At 44.7% G+C, this 15,859-nt stretch carries 15 protein-coding genes; 7 read left to right on the plus strand and 8 right to left on the minus strand.

From position 1 onward, the window contains the following. Positions 1–258 precede the first annotated feature (258 nt). From ATY38_RS15525 to ATY38_RS10345, 3 genes are all read left to right on the plus strand, one after another. Positions 259–882, plus strand: a complete 624-nt coding sequence (locus ATY38_RS15525) for a DUF3465 domain-containing protein (RefSeq protein WP_082633026.1) — start codon at positions 259–261, stop codon at positions 880–882. An 895-nt stretch (positions 883–1,777) separates the two neighbouring features. Further along, positions 1,778–2,854 carry an IS5 family transposase gene (locus tag ATY38_RS10340; RefSeq protein WP_062559225.1) on the plus strand — a complete coding sequence of 359 codons (1,077 nt, stop codon included), beginning with the start codon at positions 1,778–1,780 and terminating at the stop codon, positions 2,852–2,854. 64 nt (positions 2,855–2,918) lie between these two features. After that, positions 2,919–3,677, plus strand: a complete 759-nt coding sequence (locus ATY38_RS10345) for an IS30 family transposase (protein WP_418006909.1) — start codon at positions 2,919–2,921, stop codon at positions 3,675–3,677. A gap of 55 nt (positions 3,678–3,732) precedes the next feature. Here ATY38_RS10345 and ATY38_RS10350 read toward each other — a convergent pair whose 3' ends face one another. Next, a complete protein-coding gene (locus ATY38_RS10350; RefSeq protein ID WP_082633027.1) occupies positions 3,733–4,521 on the minus strand; it encodes an IS110 family transposase in 789 nt (262 codons plus the stop codon). 562 nt (positions 4,522–5,083) lie between these two features. On the opposite strand from ATY38_RS10350, the gene ATY38_RS10355 reads away from it, so the two are divergent. Next, positions 5,084–5,278, plus strand: a complete 195-nt coding sequence (locus tag ATY38_RS10355; protein WP_062559228.1) for a hypothetical protein — start codon at positions 5,084–5,086, stop codon at positions 5,276–5,278. Positions 5,279–5,423: 145 nt separating this feature from the next. Here the strand turns inward: ATY38_RS10355 and ATY38_RS10360 are convergent, their stop codons facing one another. Genes ATY38_RS10360 through ATY38_RS10370 form a run of 3 tightly spaced genes read right to left on the minus strand, consistent with a single transcriptional unit; the run spans position 5,424 to position 8,447 of the window. Then, complete coding sequence (locus tag ATY38_RS10360) at positions 5,424–6,626, minus strand: ABC transporter permease (RefSeq protein ID WP_062559229.1); 1,203 nt, start codon at positions 6,624–6,626, stop codon at positions 5,424–5,426. After that, positions 6,613–7,296 (minus strand): ABC transporter ATP-binding protein, encoded by a 684-nt coding sequence (locus ATY38_RS10365; protein WP_062559230.1) that lies wholly within the window; start codon positions 7,294–7,296, stop codon positions 6,613–6,615. The genes ATY38_RS10360 and ATY38_RS10365 overlap by 14 nt, the downstream gene beginning before the upstream one ends. A gap of 2 nt (positions 7,297–7,298) precedes the next feature. After that, complete coding sequence (locus ATY38_RS10370; protein ID WP_062559231.1) at positions 7,299–8,447, minus strand: efflux RND transporter periplasmic adaptor subunit; 1,149 nt, start codon at positions 8,445–8,447, stop codon at positions 7,299–7,301. Positions 8,448–8,585: 138 nt separating this feature from the next. Between ATY38_RS10370 and ATY38_RS10375 the strand changes: the two genes are divergently transcribed. Together ATY38_RS10375 and ATY38_RS10380 are read left to right on the plus strand one after the other, a co-directional pair. Next, positions 8,586–10,220 carry a MutS-related protein gene (locus tag ATY38_RS10375; protein WP_062559232.1) on the plus strand — a complete coding sequence of 545 codons (1,635 nt, stop codon included), beginning with the start codon at positions 8,586–8,588 and terminating at the stop codon, positions 10,218–10,220. Positions 10,221–10,273: 53 nt separating this feature from the next. Further along, on the plus strand, positions 10,274–10,963 hold the full coding sequence (locus tag ATY38_RS10380) for a hypothetical protein (RefSeq protein ID WP_143023485.1): 690 nt from the start codon (positions 10,274–10,276) through the stop codon (positions 10,961–10,963). Between the two features lie 155 nt (positions 10,964–11,118). Here the strand turns inward: ATY38_RS10380 and ATY38_RS10385 are convergent, their stop codons facing one another. Further along, positions 11,119–12,462 carry a porin gene (locus ATY38_RS10385; RefSeq protein ID WP_235590252.1) on the minus strand — a complete coding sequence of 448 codons (1,344 nt, stop codon included), beginning with the start codon at positions 12,460–12,462 and terminating at the stop codon, positions 11,119–11,121. Positions 12,463–12,653: 191 nt separating this feature from the next. Between ATY38_RS10385 and ATY38_RS10390 the strand changes: the two genes are divergently transcribed. Further along, the gene (locus tag ATY38_RS10390) at positions 12,654–13,055 is read left to right on the plus strand and encodes a hypothetical protein (protein ID WP_062559235.1); all 402 of its coding nucleotides are present in this window, start codon (positions 12,654–12,656) and stop codon (positions 13,053–13,055) included. Positions 13,056–13,105: 50 nt separating this feature from the next. On the opposite strand, the gene ATY38_RS10395 is transcribed toward ATY38_RS10390, so the two are convergent. The 3 genes from ATY38_RS10395 to ATY38_RS10405 all read right to left on the minus strand — a co-directional run bounded on the left by ATY38_RS10395 (position 13,106) and on the right by ATY38_RS10405 (position 15,858). Beyond that, positions 13,106–14,482, minus strand: coding sequence for a porin (locus ATY38_RS10395; protein ID WP_062559236.1), 1,377 nt, complete (start codon positions 14,480–14,482; stop codon positions 13,106–13,108). Positions 14,483–14,611: 129 nt separating this feature from the next. Further along, a complete protein-coding gene (locus ATY38_RS10400; protein WP_062559237.1) occupies positions 14,612–15,076 on the minus strand; it encodes a hypothetical protein in 465 nt (154 codons plus the stop codon). 125 nt (positions 15,077–15,201) lie between these two features. Continuing rightward, the gene (locus ATY38_RS10405) at positions 15,202–15,858 is read right to left on the minus strand and encodes a response regulator (protein ID WP_062559238.1); all 657 of its coding nucleotides are present in this window, start codon (positions 15,856–15,858) and stop codon (positions 15,202–15,204) included. Between the last annotated feature and the right edge of the window lies 1 nt (position 15,859).

Below are 15,859 nucleotides of genomic sequence, written 5' to 3' on the forward strand. Positions count from 1 at the left end.
TTATATTTGAGATTAGATAGAAAATCATGCTCTGGTTTGAATTAACCTGCCTTAACAGTCTGGCATAGCCAGTCTGTCATCAGTACTACACAATAGCGAAGCTGTTGTGTCTGTGTGAGTAGTACAGGAACCATAAAATCCTGCCGTAATGAACATGCTGATTCATTTTTTTATGAATGTTTCTTTTTGAAAAAAATCTTGGAGAGATATGCCCTTGATTGCTTATGAATTAATCATGTTGAGGATTAACACATAGCTATGAGATTTACTATTTTGTTGTTTTTGTTATTAGTTCCGAGAATCGCATTTGCTGAAAACTTATTGGTGAATAGCAATAAGTTATTTAATTTTGCCGAAAAATCTTATCCAGAGCTTTTTAGTCCTGCTAGCACAGCAACTTTTAATTTAGATAATTATTTGGTGCGGTACTATCCCAATACAGGCAACTATCTTGGAACTCTTGGGGAAGATATCTATGTTTATGGTGATGTTTTCAATGGCCTTTTAAAAGCCGGAGTAATTTCGAATTTTATAGAATTAGAGCCTGATAGCGATGAATTATTAGCTCAATTATTTGGAGGTGGGCAGAGTAATGTACAAGTTTATGGATCAGGTGTTGTGACTTCCATTTTATCGGATGATCTTGACGGTAGCCGTCATCAAAGATTTATCATTGAGTTAAAATCAAAGCAAACGCTACTGATCGCTCACAATATAGATTTAGCACCAAGAGTTGATGGATTATCTTTAAATGATCAAATTGAATTTTTTGGGGAATATGAATGGAATGATAAAGGTGGAGTCATTCATTGGACACATGATGATCCTGAAGAAATTCATGTAAATGGCTGGATATTTCATAATAATGTTATTTATCAGTGATTTCGTATCGTAAGATACTCTTGAATTTTGATTTGTATTGACCTACTGATTACGAAACGTTACTTGAAATTTTTAATATATAAAAACCAATAACTTGCAATGCTTGCCAAGCACAAAAACAGTCTCAAACAAATATAAATAGTATCACTTACATCGTAGATTGGCACAAATTTGATACAATTTAATTTTGTGTTGTCTTTTGATTTCTTGACTATAAATCGAAACTAAAAGCATTATTGAAAATGACTTATAGAATTCATTATTTATTGATAACCAATTGATTATGTGGTTTTCAGGCAATTTAAAAGCCATTTATTATCAGGGTACTGAAAACTGTGCAGAGGCATATAAAATATAGATGCATCTGTAAACTTCTGTCACTCCCTATTTTTTAGAGCCTTATTCTTTTGTTTGTACGAAACATCGTGTCGTTGCATCTAAGCATATTTGTGCATCTTCAGGTTTTCCTAGTATTTAGAGGCAGTTATTTTTATTAAAAAGCGCTTGAGCAACCTGTATCTTCAACCCTAATTAACTGCTAGTGCTAAATCTTTGTATAAGATTGTCATAGCATTTAATTTCATCTTCATAATCTTTTAGCCAATGGTTCGCGCAACTTTGGTTGAAAAGCGCTTTTGCAATCATTATTTGCTGTGCTAATTCTTGACTATTCCCGAATCGTTTTACAAGATTGTCATAGCGATTTAATCGCGTCTGGGTAATTTCCCATCTGGTCGAGTATGAAACCTTTACTGAACAGTGCATTGGCAACGTGTGCAAGTATAGAAATTTCTTCAGAGTCTTTAAATTCATTTATAAGATTCCTGCACAACCTCGCCTGGCAGTGCAATAACCAACTAAAATAGAGGGGGTTAAAAGACAGCTGGAGCAAAAGATGCAGATGAGTTTTGGAACACTGGAATTAGCAGAGCGATTGAAGCGAGAAAATGTTCTGGTGAAGATTGATGCCCTAATTGAGTGGGAGGACTTACGTCCGAAACTTACGGGTTTATACAAGCGCGAGTTATCGCATGGTGGAGGCCAAGAGCCGTTTGATGGGTTGTTGATGTTCAAAGCGATCCTGCTAGGTCAGTGGCATAGTTTATCGGACGCTGCGTTGGAGCAAGCACTGTGTGTACGCATTGATTTTATGCAATTTTGCGGACTGTCCTTATCGGATGCGATACCGGACGAAACCACTTTGTGCCGGTTCCGTAACCGGCTAATAACCAACGACCGGCTAGATGATCTGCTGGCCACTATTAATGAACAGCTTCAATCCCACGGATTGATGATCAAGGGTGCGACAGGAGCGGTCATTGATGCCACGCTGATTGAGTCAGCGGCACGCCCTAAAAAGACCATCACACTGGAGGTGGATGCCGAAGAAGGTAAGGTTGTTCAGTTTGAAGATGGCAGTCAACCTGGAATCAACTGTATCGAAGAACAAAGCGCGGATCCGGATGCGACCTGGCTGAAGAAAGGCAGGAAGTCGCAGTTTGGCTACCGCAGTTACCTGGTGGTGGACGCACAAGACGGCTATGTGCGCGGGGTTCACACCGCCCCTGCCAACCAGAGCGAAATGATGCATTTCGAAGCCGCTATCGATGGTGCGCATATCGAGGCGAATCGGGTGTATGCCGACAAGGGATCCGCCAGCAATGCCAATCGGCAATTTCTAAGAAAGCAAAAGATCAAGAGCGCAATCATGCATCGCGCGTACAAGAATAAACCCCTCTCGTCACGCCAGAAGCTGGCGAATCAATTGATCAGTAAAAAACGCTATATTGTCGAACAGTGTTTCGGCACAATCAAACGCTTATTCAGAATGGGACGCGCCAGCTACTTCGGTACGACGAAAGTCAACGCCCAAGTCATACTGAAAAGTATCTGCATGAATCTAAAGAAAGCAGCCAACAAAATCTTCGTAGACCAACCATTAAGGGGAGCGATCCGTCCAAATATTACATAAAAGGGGAAAAATTCACCTAAAAAAAGGAAAAAACTTCACTTTCTATTAAAGTGACGTGCAACAAGTGTCACTTGGAAAATTTTCTCTGTCGCTACAGCAAAATTCTTGCGGTTGTGCAGAGGTCTTACAAAGCGAGATCGCCACCGTCATCGACCGAAGCGTATCAACTATCAGCCGGGAGTTGGTCCGTAACTGCGGGGCGCGTGGCTATCGCCCCAAACAAGCGCATAACAAAGCAATCGAGCGGAAAGCCATCAATGCGCGGGCGATAGACGATGTAACCTGGCAGTTTGCGCAAGAGAAACTCATGCTGCAATGGAGCCCAGACCAGATCAGCAACTATGCGGGCATCAGCATTGAGACGGTGTACCAGAGGGTTTATGCCGACAAACGAAACGGCGGCATTCTTTGGAAGAATCTGCGCTGTCAGAAGCAGCGCCGGAAGCGTTATGGCAAGACAGATCGGCGCGGCATCATCCCCAACCGCCAATCCATTGAGCAACGTCCGGCTATTGTCGATGCTAGAAGTCGTGTCGGCGGCTGGGAGGCAGATACCATCATCGGCAAGAACCACCGGCAGGCCATCGTCAGCCTGGTCGAGCGAAAGACGGGATACACGCTGATTCGCAAGGTGGAGCGGAAGACCACCGAGGCAGTGATAAAAGCAACCACTCGCCTGCTCAAGCCACACCGAAGACGGGTGCATACGATTACTTCCGACAACGGACTACCTGCGGAGTCAACTGATATTTACCTCAAAAATATCCCTGGCACCTGTACCGTGCCTAACAATAAATCTCGACCAAGCGCTGCTTGTACCTAAATTAAAGGGTGCTCACCATAGTATACAAGGGTCCATTGTATTGGCCCGACAAGACTTAACACAGCAGTTTAATCAGCGAGATAATCGGTCCAACCCCGGGAAGCGTGCGTAATCGCTGATAATCAGTCCGCTGAGATAGCATAGACTCTGCCATTTTTTCTAGTTCATTACGCTGAATTGAAAGCTCAAGGTAACGTGGCAATTGCAACTTAAAAGTCGTGATACCCAATCCTTTTAAAGCAACGGGCAAACCTATTGAATGAGCTGCGATCTCGTAAACTTCTTCAAGAAATCGTTGTTTGCAGACCTTCCGTCCAACGATATCCCATGCTCGCTTTACAAAAGTCGCTTTTTTATAACGTAGGATAGAAGTCGGAGTGGGAAACTTTAGTAATAACCTGCAAAACCACTCGGCACGCGTACTGTGCAGATAGCGCTCCATCTCAGGAAAATACAACGTGAGATAATGATTGAGCAAGCTATGTTGTATCCGGGTTCTGCTGAGGGAAATCTGATGATAGATATTTGATAGTTCTTGTATATCCATTGTGCTTTCAACCAATGGATCATAAAACGGGCGAACCATGCCTTGTTGCATTAGATATAAAATTAACCGTGCATCTTTGCGATCGTGTTTATCCCAGGTTTTGAATAGCATCTCTCGAGCCCGTGCCACAGACAATGAAGAAGCTAACATGCACTGAGCTCCCTGATGTTTAAACCAGAAAGCAACATTGCGGTGGTAATCGGCAGTAGGTTCAAAACCAATTGTAATTTCCGCTGGCAACGCATGGGTTGCTTTCAATGATTGTTGATAGCCCTCTAACGTGTTCGGGATTCTGATGACTTTTTAATGTCCTGAAGGCCATAAAATCAGTGCATCATGGTTTTGTTTAGCAATATCGATACCCACGAGAATAGAATCCGGATTGATATGAGTAGAGTCAGTCATATTGATGTCCTCACAGTTTGTTGATAGGTATCAAATATTCTGAGGTATAGCGCTGACTCTTTCATTACTCCGAATGTACTACGGGCGGGAATTCGCCGGATTTGATGAGATCAGCAAACAACTGGATGCGGACTTCTATTTCGCCCACCCTTACGCTTCATGAGAACGAGGGACGAACGAGAATACTAATGGACTGATTCGGCAGTACTTCCCCAAAAACAGGGACTTCACCACTATTACACAACAGGAAATGGATACAGCAATGGAAAGATTGAACAATCGACCTAGAAAACGGCTTGGATACCAAACACCTAATCAGGTATTCTTCAAATCAGGCGTTGCACTTCATATTTGAATCGGCAGATTAATTTACTCTGCCATATGTTGAATAATAATTTCATATCTGTGACTTAATTGGATTAAGCTAACGTATTGTGTATAGGAGAGTAAAAATATGACGACAAAATATTTATTTCTAGCCGGACTATTTTCGATTTCGATGCTGGCTGCATGTAATGAACCTAAAAGAACGCCCGACGGGCATCTGATGGATAGACCGAAAATGTCGGCTTATGGACCGGATGATGTTACAAAACATGATACAGATGCTTCTGATACGGATGGTAAATCAGCTAAAGACAAACCGTGATTTTTAGAATAATTAACAACTGGATCGAATTAAGTCAGATTCAATTTCGCTGGCGGGTAAGTCGGAATGGTGGGTGGGTTGATAGCAAGCTTGGGATGATGGTTCGCCAGCGAACAAAAGATAAAATAGAACGTGTTCATTAAAGTTATTTCTTCCCCAGTGCATTAACTGCATCCAATTTAGCTGCTTTACTGGCAGGCGCTATACTGGCTAGAACTCCGGTTGTTAATGCGACCATAATCCCTGCGATAGTTGCCCATGCCGGCGGCCAGGCGGGAAGCTGCGGCAATGCCAGACGTAGCATCAAGCTGCCGAATTGGCCTAACAGAAACCCTAAAATAGCGCCTACCACCGACAACAAAATCGCTTCGGCAAAGAACAGGCGGCGGATATCGGCGGATGTTGCCCCGATGGCTTTCAGCAGGCCGATCTCTGCAGTGCGTTGGCTGACCGCGACCAGCATGACATTCATCACTAAAATACCGGCAACAACCAGACTAATCGCGGCGATCCCCGCTACCGCCATAGTCAATGCTTGCAAAATGCGGTCAAAGGTCGAGAGAATGGCATCTTGCGTAATTACGGTAATATCTTCTTCTCCGTCATGACTCTGTTTCATGGTCGCTAGTATTGCTTGTTTTGCGGGTTCGATTTCACTATGGCTCTTGGCTTCAATCAGGATACGGAATAGTGAAGTCGTATTGAACATGGTTTGTGCATAGTCAATTGGAATAATGACAATTTCATCGGTATTGAATCCCATAGTTTCACCTTGCGACATCAGAACACCGGAGACCAGAAATCGACTGTCACCTAATCGAATGCGCTGTCCGACAGCTTGCGTGCGAGGAAAAAATTCCTTGGCTATTTTTGCACCCAGAACAATTTGGGCATTACTCTCAGTGCCCTGTACCATGAAACTTCCTTGCGCTAGTTTCATATGCCGGATGGGTATCAGATTGGCGTTACTGCCGAGTACGGTCACAGCGCGTAAGCGATTGGCAGCAGATAGCTCTGCTTCACCAACATTGAGCGGTGCATAACGCCGTACTTGCGGCAAACGGCCGATCAATTGCGCATCCTTTAGGGTAAGGTCGCGCGGTGTTTGACCTAACACTGCACCCAGGAACGAACCCGATGTTTCCGCCCGTCCGGGTAACACCACCAGCAGATTGGTGCCGATGGAAGAGAACTGATTGATTACATAATTTCTTGCGCCATCACCCAAGGCTGTCAATATTACTACCGCAGCTACCCCCAAAGCCATCGCGAATACGATCAGAAATGAGCGGAGACGATAGCTCAATACTGTTTTAAACGAGGTTTGTAATGTGTCAACCAGCGTCATCGGTTTGATCCGTTAAAATTTTTCCATCTCGCATGCCGATCTGACGATGCGCACGTGCGCCTAATTCCCGGTCGTGTGTGACGACAATCAACGTGGTCCCCTGATGATGCAAATTCTCCAACAAGGTCATTACTTCCGCACCGATCTGATGGTCCAGGTTCCCGGTAGGCTCATCCGCCAGGATGACGCTGGGTTGCATGATGGTTGCACGCGCAATCGCCACGCGCTGGCGCTGGCCACCGGAAAGCTCTGCCGGTCGGTGTTGCGCGCGCTGTTTCAATTCGAAAGCCTGCAACGCCTCATTGACGCGTATTTGCCGTTGCTCAGAGGGTATGCCGCTGAGCGTTAACGGCAGTTCGATATTTTCTGCGGCGGTCAAGCGCGGAACAAGATGGAACGATTGAAAAACAAAGCCGATTCTTTCACGGCGGATTTGTGCCTGCTCAGTTTCTGATAAATCGGTGACCTGTTTTTCATCCAGTTCATAACATCCGCTATCGGGCTTGTCGAGCAAGCCGAGAATGTTCAGCAACGTGGATTTTCCCGAGCCGGAAGGCCCCATAATCGAAACGTACTCTCCTGAAGCGATCTGCAGATTGATGTCATTCAATGCATAAACCGTTTGATCACCCATATAAAATGTACGTGTTATAGCAGTCAGGCGAATCATGATTATTGCGGCTTGGGTTGCACGGCAACACCCGCTTTGATGTTGTCCTGATCAAAAGACATCAGAATTTGATCGCCTGCTTTCAAGCCGCCGCGCACTTCGGTAAAACTCCAATTGCTCAAACCGGTTTCCAGTGACAGCTCGGTTAACCGATGATTGTCATCCACCTTCCAGACTTTATTATTTTGCCGGATGGCCTGCGTGGGTATACGCACTACATTTTCCTTGCGTTTAAGAATCACTTCAACATCGGCACTGTAACCCACCAGCAAAGCATCTGCAGGGGTATGCAGAAAATCCACTTTGATATCCACGGTGCGTGCTTGTTTCTCGATTTCAGTGACATACGGTGCAATGCGCCGGATTCTTCCGGGAAATACTTTCTCAGGCATGGCATCAAGCGTGATACGTGCTTCCTGTCCCACCTTAATTTTGGGCGCATCGACTTCATCCATTGGCGCGGTGACATACAGGCAATTGTCGTCAATCAGATCAATTGTCGGCGGGGTAGGGATGCCAGGTGGTGAGGGCGTAGTGAATTCGCCCAGTTCACCGGAAATTTTTCCAATTACACCGGAGAATGGGGCAGTGATGATGGTGCGGTCAATCCCGGCCTGGGATACGTGGATCTGCGCTTTGGCGCGCTTGATGTCGGATATGGCCGCTTCGCAACTGGCCTGACGGGAACGTGCGTTGGCATGAGCATCGTCGAACCGCTGCGAACTGACAAAGCCCTGTTCGACCAACTGTTGCGTACGGATTGATTCACGCTGAGCGTTCTCCGCCAGGATACAGGTTTCGCGACGGCGATCCTGCGCCATGGTGAGTTGACGTTGCGCCAGTTCGCGCTGCGCCTTTAAATCCTGATTCCATAACTCCAGCAGAACCTGACCCTTTTGCACATGATCGCCTTCTTTTACCCGGATTTTTACAATCTTCCCACCGGTTATGGGTGCTAGATTGGATCGCTGGCAGGATTTGACCGTCCCTGCACGCGTGTTGACTATCGTTGCTTCCACATCGCCTGAAGTGATGACGGCCAACTCCACTTCCAATGGTTTTGGCCGGGTGTAATGCCAGCTTGCAAGCGCAATCGCGCTTGCCACGGCGATAAATACGATCAGGCGTAGCGCTTTGTTAACGGGTCGCATCGTAAGAAATACTGTGCGAGTGAGCAGGAAATGTCATTGTGTTGTGTTTCATTGCAAATATGCGTATTTTACACGTTCAGGCAGCCTTGCTTGCTGGCAACCCATAAAAACCGAAAAAACCTTAAACAGACTTTCCGTATGATTGATATTTGGCGCAAAAAATTTATCTTATCCGATTCCGAGCAACCCACGACGGTGGAAGCTATCCGTCCTACCGAAAGCAATTACGAAGTACTGGATGCGAAAACCTTTGAAGCGATTGAAGCAGAGACCTTGTTTCATACGATCAATCAAACCCAAACTGAATCCGGCCGACTGACGCTGTATCGCTCCATTGCCCGCCCGAATCAGAATGCGGAAATATTGCAGCAGAAACAGATGGCATTACTTGAGATGGAGTCGGATCCGCAATTGTATGATGCAATCACGAAATTTGTGAGCAAAGCGACTTCCGGAGAAAAATCATTGAAATATCTGTTATATGGCGAATTTGTTGGTGGGCTGACGACCGAGGAGCCGAGCAGCCGTACCGATAAACTGGAATTCGGCGGCTATGGCTATCGGCAATACGTGGATGGAACCGAATTTGCCGTGGATCTGGTTGAAGGCGCTGCACAAATTCCGCAGCCACAGTCTGCTTATTTGCGCGCGCTGCTGGATGCCTTCCGTGATTTCGGCCGATCGCGCACCTATGCATTAATGAAAGGCCCGGTTTATGTTTCCGGCAGCAAGTTTAAAAGCAAAAAAGAAAAATCGGTCTTTGATCTATTTTCACGCTTCAGGCCTTCATTGTTTAAACTTATCCCGATAGCGATTTTCTTTGCCGCGTCGTACGGTATTCTGTTTTTCTTTGAAAACTTCATGCCGCAGTTCAATGTGTCTTACATCGGTTATGGCATTTTGGCGCTCACGGTGCCGGTGTTTCCGATCCTGCTGCTGGCGATGGGCGTATCCGATCGCGATTCGATCATTTACCCCTTGCGCAAGCAATTCCGCGAAAGCCCCGATCTGCCCAAAGCTATTGAGGCCCTTGGCATGCTGGATGAATTATTGTCTTTTTGCCGCTATGGTCAGTCGCTTACTGGCGACAAAGTATTGCCGCAAATTCTTGATGAGAAGCAGCACCGCCTAACCGTCAGTCAGGCCCGGAATCCGTTGCTGGTACGAACCATTCCTGATTATGTACCGAACGATATCCACCTCGATCAGGCAGGTCGCGTGCTGATCATCACCGGCCCGAATAGTGGCGGAAAAACGGCGTATTGCAAGGCCGTGGTGCAAATTCAACTGCTCGGGCAAATCGGCTGCTATATCCCCGCCACGCAAGGACAACTGGTTCCGGCCGAACGTCTCTATTATCAAGTGCCTGACCCAGGCCAGCTCAGCGCCGCAATGGGACGTTTCGGTCATGAACTGCAGCGTACCAAGGAGATTTTCTTTAATGCCACACCACTCAGTCTGGTGATATTGGATGAATTATCCGAAGGCACGACGTTTGAAGAAAAAATGACGATCTCGGAATATATCCTGAAAGGATTCCATAAACTCGGTGCCAGCACTTTGCTGGTCACGCACAATCACGAACTGTGCGAATTGTTGCAGAAAGACGGTATTGGCCGCTATCTGCAAGTAGAATTCATGTCGCAAGGTCCGACACATCGCCTGATTGAAGGCATTTCCAAAGTAAGTCATGCCGATCGTGTTGCGAGTGCAATTGGGTTTAGTCAGAAAGATGTGGAAGCGCATTTGCAAAAGCAGGAGAGCGTAAGATGATGAAAGCTAAGTATTGTTGGTTATAGACAATGTCGGAGTTTAAAGTATTTCCCTTGAATACACGTGAAGATATCGTACGCTTTGAGCGTTGTTTTCTTTCTTATCTTGAGAATCATGGAGGATACGCTATTCAACATATTTCATTGCTACGAACTTATGATGCACTTCAGAACACTCCTGATGGTGGCCGTATTTTCTCTGCTATATTAGGTATTTCGATAAATCTAGGTTTGATTTGGTGTGATACAGCGGAAATGGGGCGATGTATCAATCAAGTAATTCAAGTGGATTTTGCAGATCTTAGTGAATCGGAGGCAACTCAGAAATCATTTGAGCTGAGAATGAAACTACATCATTACTCTAATGCATATATATTTCGATATCGTAGCTTATGGGATAAGATCATGGGGTTATTTGTTTTAGTTTTAGCGCCAACTGAATATGAGAAATTTTGTAGTGCTAATAGTAAGAAAAGATTTTTTGCGAAGATTGCTAGGAATGGTGCCATGCTTTCATACGAAATTGTCGAGCAGATTCAATCTGCAATACAAAAATTCGATGATATGTTTCGTACAGCTGAAGCGCACGGAACAGGTTTTTTGCGAAAATCTTCGTTTGTTTGGACAGAATTAGAAACTATGGATCAATTAAAACTTATAGATTACTGGAATCTACTTAATCAAATAGCTCATATTATTGGAGAGCTTTTTGATCATCATAAGAGAATTATAGATGAAAATTGACAAGACTACTATTCTAGCTTGCTAAGTGCATATTTCTACTGGTCAGAAGATCACGAAGGATTCAATGACGTGATGTGCTGAGCAAGCCTAGATTGTGAGTTATCAGTATAAATACCTCCTGTCGCACATGCAAAAATGTCAGTTATCCTCAATGCCTAAAAAGGCAGCAAAAAGTCGAGTGAAAACAGGATCTGGTCTTTGTTTCCGTCGAACGGCCGGTATGCGCTGGTTTTATACGCATCGACCCTGTCATAGCGGATGTTCGGGCGGATAGTGAGTTTTTTTAGCGCATTCCAGGTCAGCTTAAGCGTTTTGGCGGCTTTCCAATTTAAACCGAGCGTCATGGAATAATAATCGGCCGGGGTGATGGTGACGGTACTGAGGTTTCCGGCATAACTGACAGGGATGCCATTTACGACATTGGTGGCGGCGGCGATACGGAACGGGGAGGGGTTACGAAAGCCGTCTTCGTCACGATACCATTCGCCCCGGGCGCCAATGGATACATTATCGGTCAGATCATAGTATAGATGCATGAGCGCGCTAAACCATTCGGCATCCTTGATGACGTTGGTGTATTTTAGATTGTTCAGCAATACGCCGCCGGCATGGCCATAAACCTGGTGTAAAACCAGCAAGGTTTTGGGGGTGATTCTGTGCTTGAACACGATATTGTAGAACCCCCAAATCTCACTGCTGCGCGCGGAGGTTTCGCCATAGGTTCCGGAAAGATGGAATGAAGTGGTTTGATTATCGCTGGTCCAGGTGAATCCTCCTAATCCGCTCCAATTACTGAGGTGCCTATCCCAGCCTGCATCCCACCCACCTGTTGCGCTGCCTGTCAGCGGTCCCCCCATAATTTGCCAGTTTGGATTGACATAATACGTGGCGAGCATTCCCGTATGCGTGAAAGGCTCGCCGACGTTCAAAGTATATGCTCGCGTGTAGAAAAAATTATCGGGCGCTGGAACAGTTTCGAAGCCGGTAGGCGTATAGAAGTGACCTAATTTTATGTTGAGCCCATTACCGGCAGGGACATAGGCTTCCAGATAGGTTTGCGGCAGAGCGATGCCGTAGGTACGCGTAGAATCGCAGCATAGATTGAGATCCCACTCATTTCTTTTGAGTGGTGTTCCGTCATTGACATCGAAGGACGGCACGCCAAATGCCTGAGTGAAAATGGCATCGGTTCCGAACATAAAATCGAAACGCCCGCCAAAATCCCATGTTTTTCCTTCGGAAACAACCGAACGCCGCATAAACAGGTTAAATTGATTCAACTGGAACCGATTGGCCTGGTCGGCAAAAATAACCGGGCCATTAAATCCCCCTGATTGGCTGGGATTGAGTGTTGCGCCGCCATGAATCCAGCCGCCAAATTCCAATTTGTGATGGGTGAGAAACTTTTTAAAGCTATTGGCACAAAGATTATCCGAATATATGGAACAGAAAAGGATGGCACTTGTCAGGGCACATATCAGCCATCCTGAGTATTTCATGCCATGTTTCATTTCAAGATATCTTTTAAATTAGCTTATTAGAGATGAGATTAAATTTGCCGTGAGTTTCGGAAAGATATTGTTTTCATTAAGGTTAATGGTTTCCATTAATGAAAAACAAGGGTTTTCCCAATATACACGGAGTGCTGATCAAACTAAGATGGTGCCATAAGTTAGAGGAGGTATTCATTATGAAAACATTAAAATTATCAGTAGGAATATTAACACTGATTATTCTGAGCGCTTGTGCCCAAATGAATGCATCGCTGATTGCGCCAACAGGTATTGCAAATAATGATCACGAGGCCTTGGCCCATTATTATGAAACAGTAGCTGAAGAGGCGAGGTCAAATCTGCAGAAAAATAAAAGGATTCTTGCGGCATACGAAGCGCGTCCCTACTATTATGGAAGAAGAGGCTTGGATTTGCAGTCACATACTTCTGCGAATATTCGCGCCCATGAAAAGACATTGCAAGAGAGTCTGAGATTTGCCGAATTTCATAAAAGAATGGCGACGAAACAACACGATGATTCAATTAATAAAGCCAAGGTTAGGTCGGGCCCAAAGCTTGCGCTGGATGATCTGGAATAATTAATTTTTCGAATGATATTTGCATTTTATCCTTTTTAAGATGTGTGTCCCTAAAATGGGATTACGAAATCGAGTGAGAATAGAATTTGATCTTTATTGCCGGCAAAGGGTCGATAAGCGGTTGTATGCAAAGCATCGACCCTGTCATAGCGGATATTGGGGCGGATGTTGAGCTTTTTTAACGCCTCCGATTGAAGTTTCAATGTTTTTGCAGCTTTCCAGTTTAAACCGATGGTAGCAGCATAGTAGTCGGCCGGGGTAATAGTGACACTGCTGATATTGCCGGCATAGCTGGTGGCCACACCGTTTACGATATTGGTTGCCGCAGCAACCCGGAAAGGGGAGGGATTGCGGAATCCATCCCGGTCACGGAACCATTCTCCACGTACACCAATCGATAAATTGTCAGTAAGATCATGGTATAGGTGTGTTACAAAACCAATCCATTCAGCATTTTTTACTACATTCGTGTATTTCAAATTATTTAATAAAACGTCACCGGCATAACCATGAACATGATGCAGTACCAGCAGCGTTTTTGGATTTATTTTGTGTTGAAATACAATATTGTACATTCCCCATGACTCGTCACTGCGTGTTGAAATTTTGCCATAAGTGCCGGTAACGTTGAGCGAGGTGGCCTGATTATCGCTAGTCCAGGTAATACCCGCAACACCTCCCCAATTACCTAATTGTTTATCCCATCCGCTATCCCAACCACCTGTTGCACTGCCGGTGACCGCACTCCCTGAGACGGACCAATTATTGTTGACGATATAGTTGGCTTGGAGGCCGGTATGTGTGAAGGGTTCTCCGGCATTAAAGGAGTAGGCACGGGTATAGAAGAAATTATCCGGTGCTGGGATGGTTTCAAAACCGGTCGGTGAGTAAAAATGCCCTGCTTTTAGATTGATTCCGTTTTTTCCTATGGGTACATGCACTTCCAAGTAAGCTTGGGGAAGTGCAATGCCATAAGTGCGCGTTGAAGAACAGCATAGATTGAGATCCCAGTTATTGCGATTGAGAGGCTCTCCAGAATTCACATCGAAAGTTGGTACACCAAAGGCTTGCGTGAAGATCGCATCGGTTCCAAATAAAAAGTCAAAACGTCCGCCAAAATCCCATTTTCTGGTTTCGGATATTACCGGGCGTTGCAGAAACAAATTGAATTGATTTAATTGGAATCGATTAGCCTGGTCAGCAAAAGCAACAGGGCCATTATAACCCCCTGCTTGACTGGGGTTTAAAGTCGCGCCGCCATGAATCCAACCACCGAGCTCTATACGGCTATCTTTAAAATGTTTCTTTAAATTATTTGCGTAAGGAGTAGTTGCATATGTAAAGAAAAGAAACGTACTTCCTAATGTGAAAACAATTAATAACCTTTTCAGGAATTTCTTTTTAGAGTGATGGTACGATTCATTCATACATACAAATATAAATTGCCAAAGGCACGGAGAATGTTACTGTACATTCTCCGTGCCTTTGGCATTCTTAAAGGCGATATTAGTTCATAAATCTAATTATAAATATGCCCGCTCGATAGCAACGATGTGTTAATTTCTTTTTAAGTTTTCAGTCTCACTGAGTCTGGCCTTAATTTTAGGGTTGTTTACTAGTTCCGGTCTGTCAACAGATTTTGCATATTCATTTCTTTGAAGTTCTGCAACGATCTTGCGATGATAACCTGCATGATTAATGGCTTCTGATGCTTCCTGCTCATAGTAACGGATATTTGCCAGTGTGTGTGACCTATAATCCTGCCCACGCCTGCCATAGTGTTGACTATGATTTTCATATTCTTCCAGTAATTTTCTTTTTTCTTCAGCTTTTACGGTCATTTCATTGGCCAGCTTATCGTAGTAATTAATCAGATTTTCGTGATCATTGACTGTTTTGGCTTCCGATATAATTTTTCCGCTTTCCGTATTCTGTGCTTCCATTGGGCTTAACTGCGCACAGGCAACTAATATAGAAAGCATCGGTAAAACTACAAGATATTTTCCAAATTTGATATTCATGATATTAAAACTCCCAAATGGATTGACACATGTGCGTATCCTACGAGAATCAATATTGAAATGATATTGGGGAATCCATTGTTTTGAGGTAAGGGAAACCCCTAGATTGAATCAAGTGATGTGGTTCAGTGTTCTTCGGAAATCCAACGTGTGGCGTAGCGGATTAAGTCGGCGCCATCTTTTAAATGCAGTTTGACCCGGATATTGAAACGATGCGTTTCAATGGTTTTAATGCTGCGGCACAGCAATTTTGCAATTTCTTGACTGCTGTGCCCCTGTCCAATCAAGTGGAGTACTTCAAATTCGCTGGGAGTAAGTGTATTGATCAGCTGCTCGGGCTCGGAGTGACCAGAGGCGATACGTTTCAACAATTTCTCATGCATTTGCTGGCTCAAATAAACGTTACCCTTAAGTACTTCATGAATCGCCGCCAGCAATATTTCGCCCGGTTCTTGTTTCATCACATAGCCACGCGCGCCGGCGCGTAAAGCGCGCTCTGCATACACTGATTCATCATGCATGGAGACAAATAGGACGGGAAGTGTAGGTATCAGTGCATGCATACTTTTAATCACTTCAAAACCGGATACGGTTTTAAGCGTGACATCCAATAAAACAATATCAACAGGTTCATTTTTCTTCAGTATTGCCAATGCCTCGTTGCCATCACCGGCTTCGGCAATTACTTCCATATCGGATTCCATGTTGATCATCATCGCCATGCCATGCCTTAACATGGCATGGTCATCCACTAACATTACTTTTATTTTATTTGTAGACATT

The sequence above is a fragment of the Nitrosomonas ureae genome, from assembly GCF_001455205.1.
In the GTDB taxonomy this organism is placed as follows: domain Bacteria; phylum Pseudomonadota; class Gammaproteobacteria; order Burkholderiales; family Nitrosomonadaceae; genus Nitrosomonas; species Nitrosomonas ureae.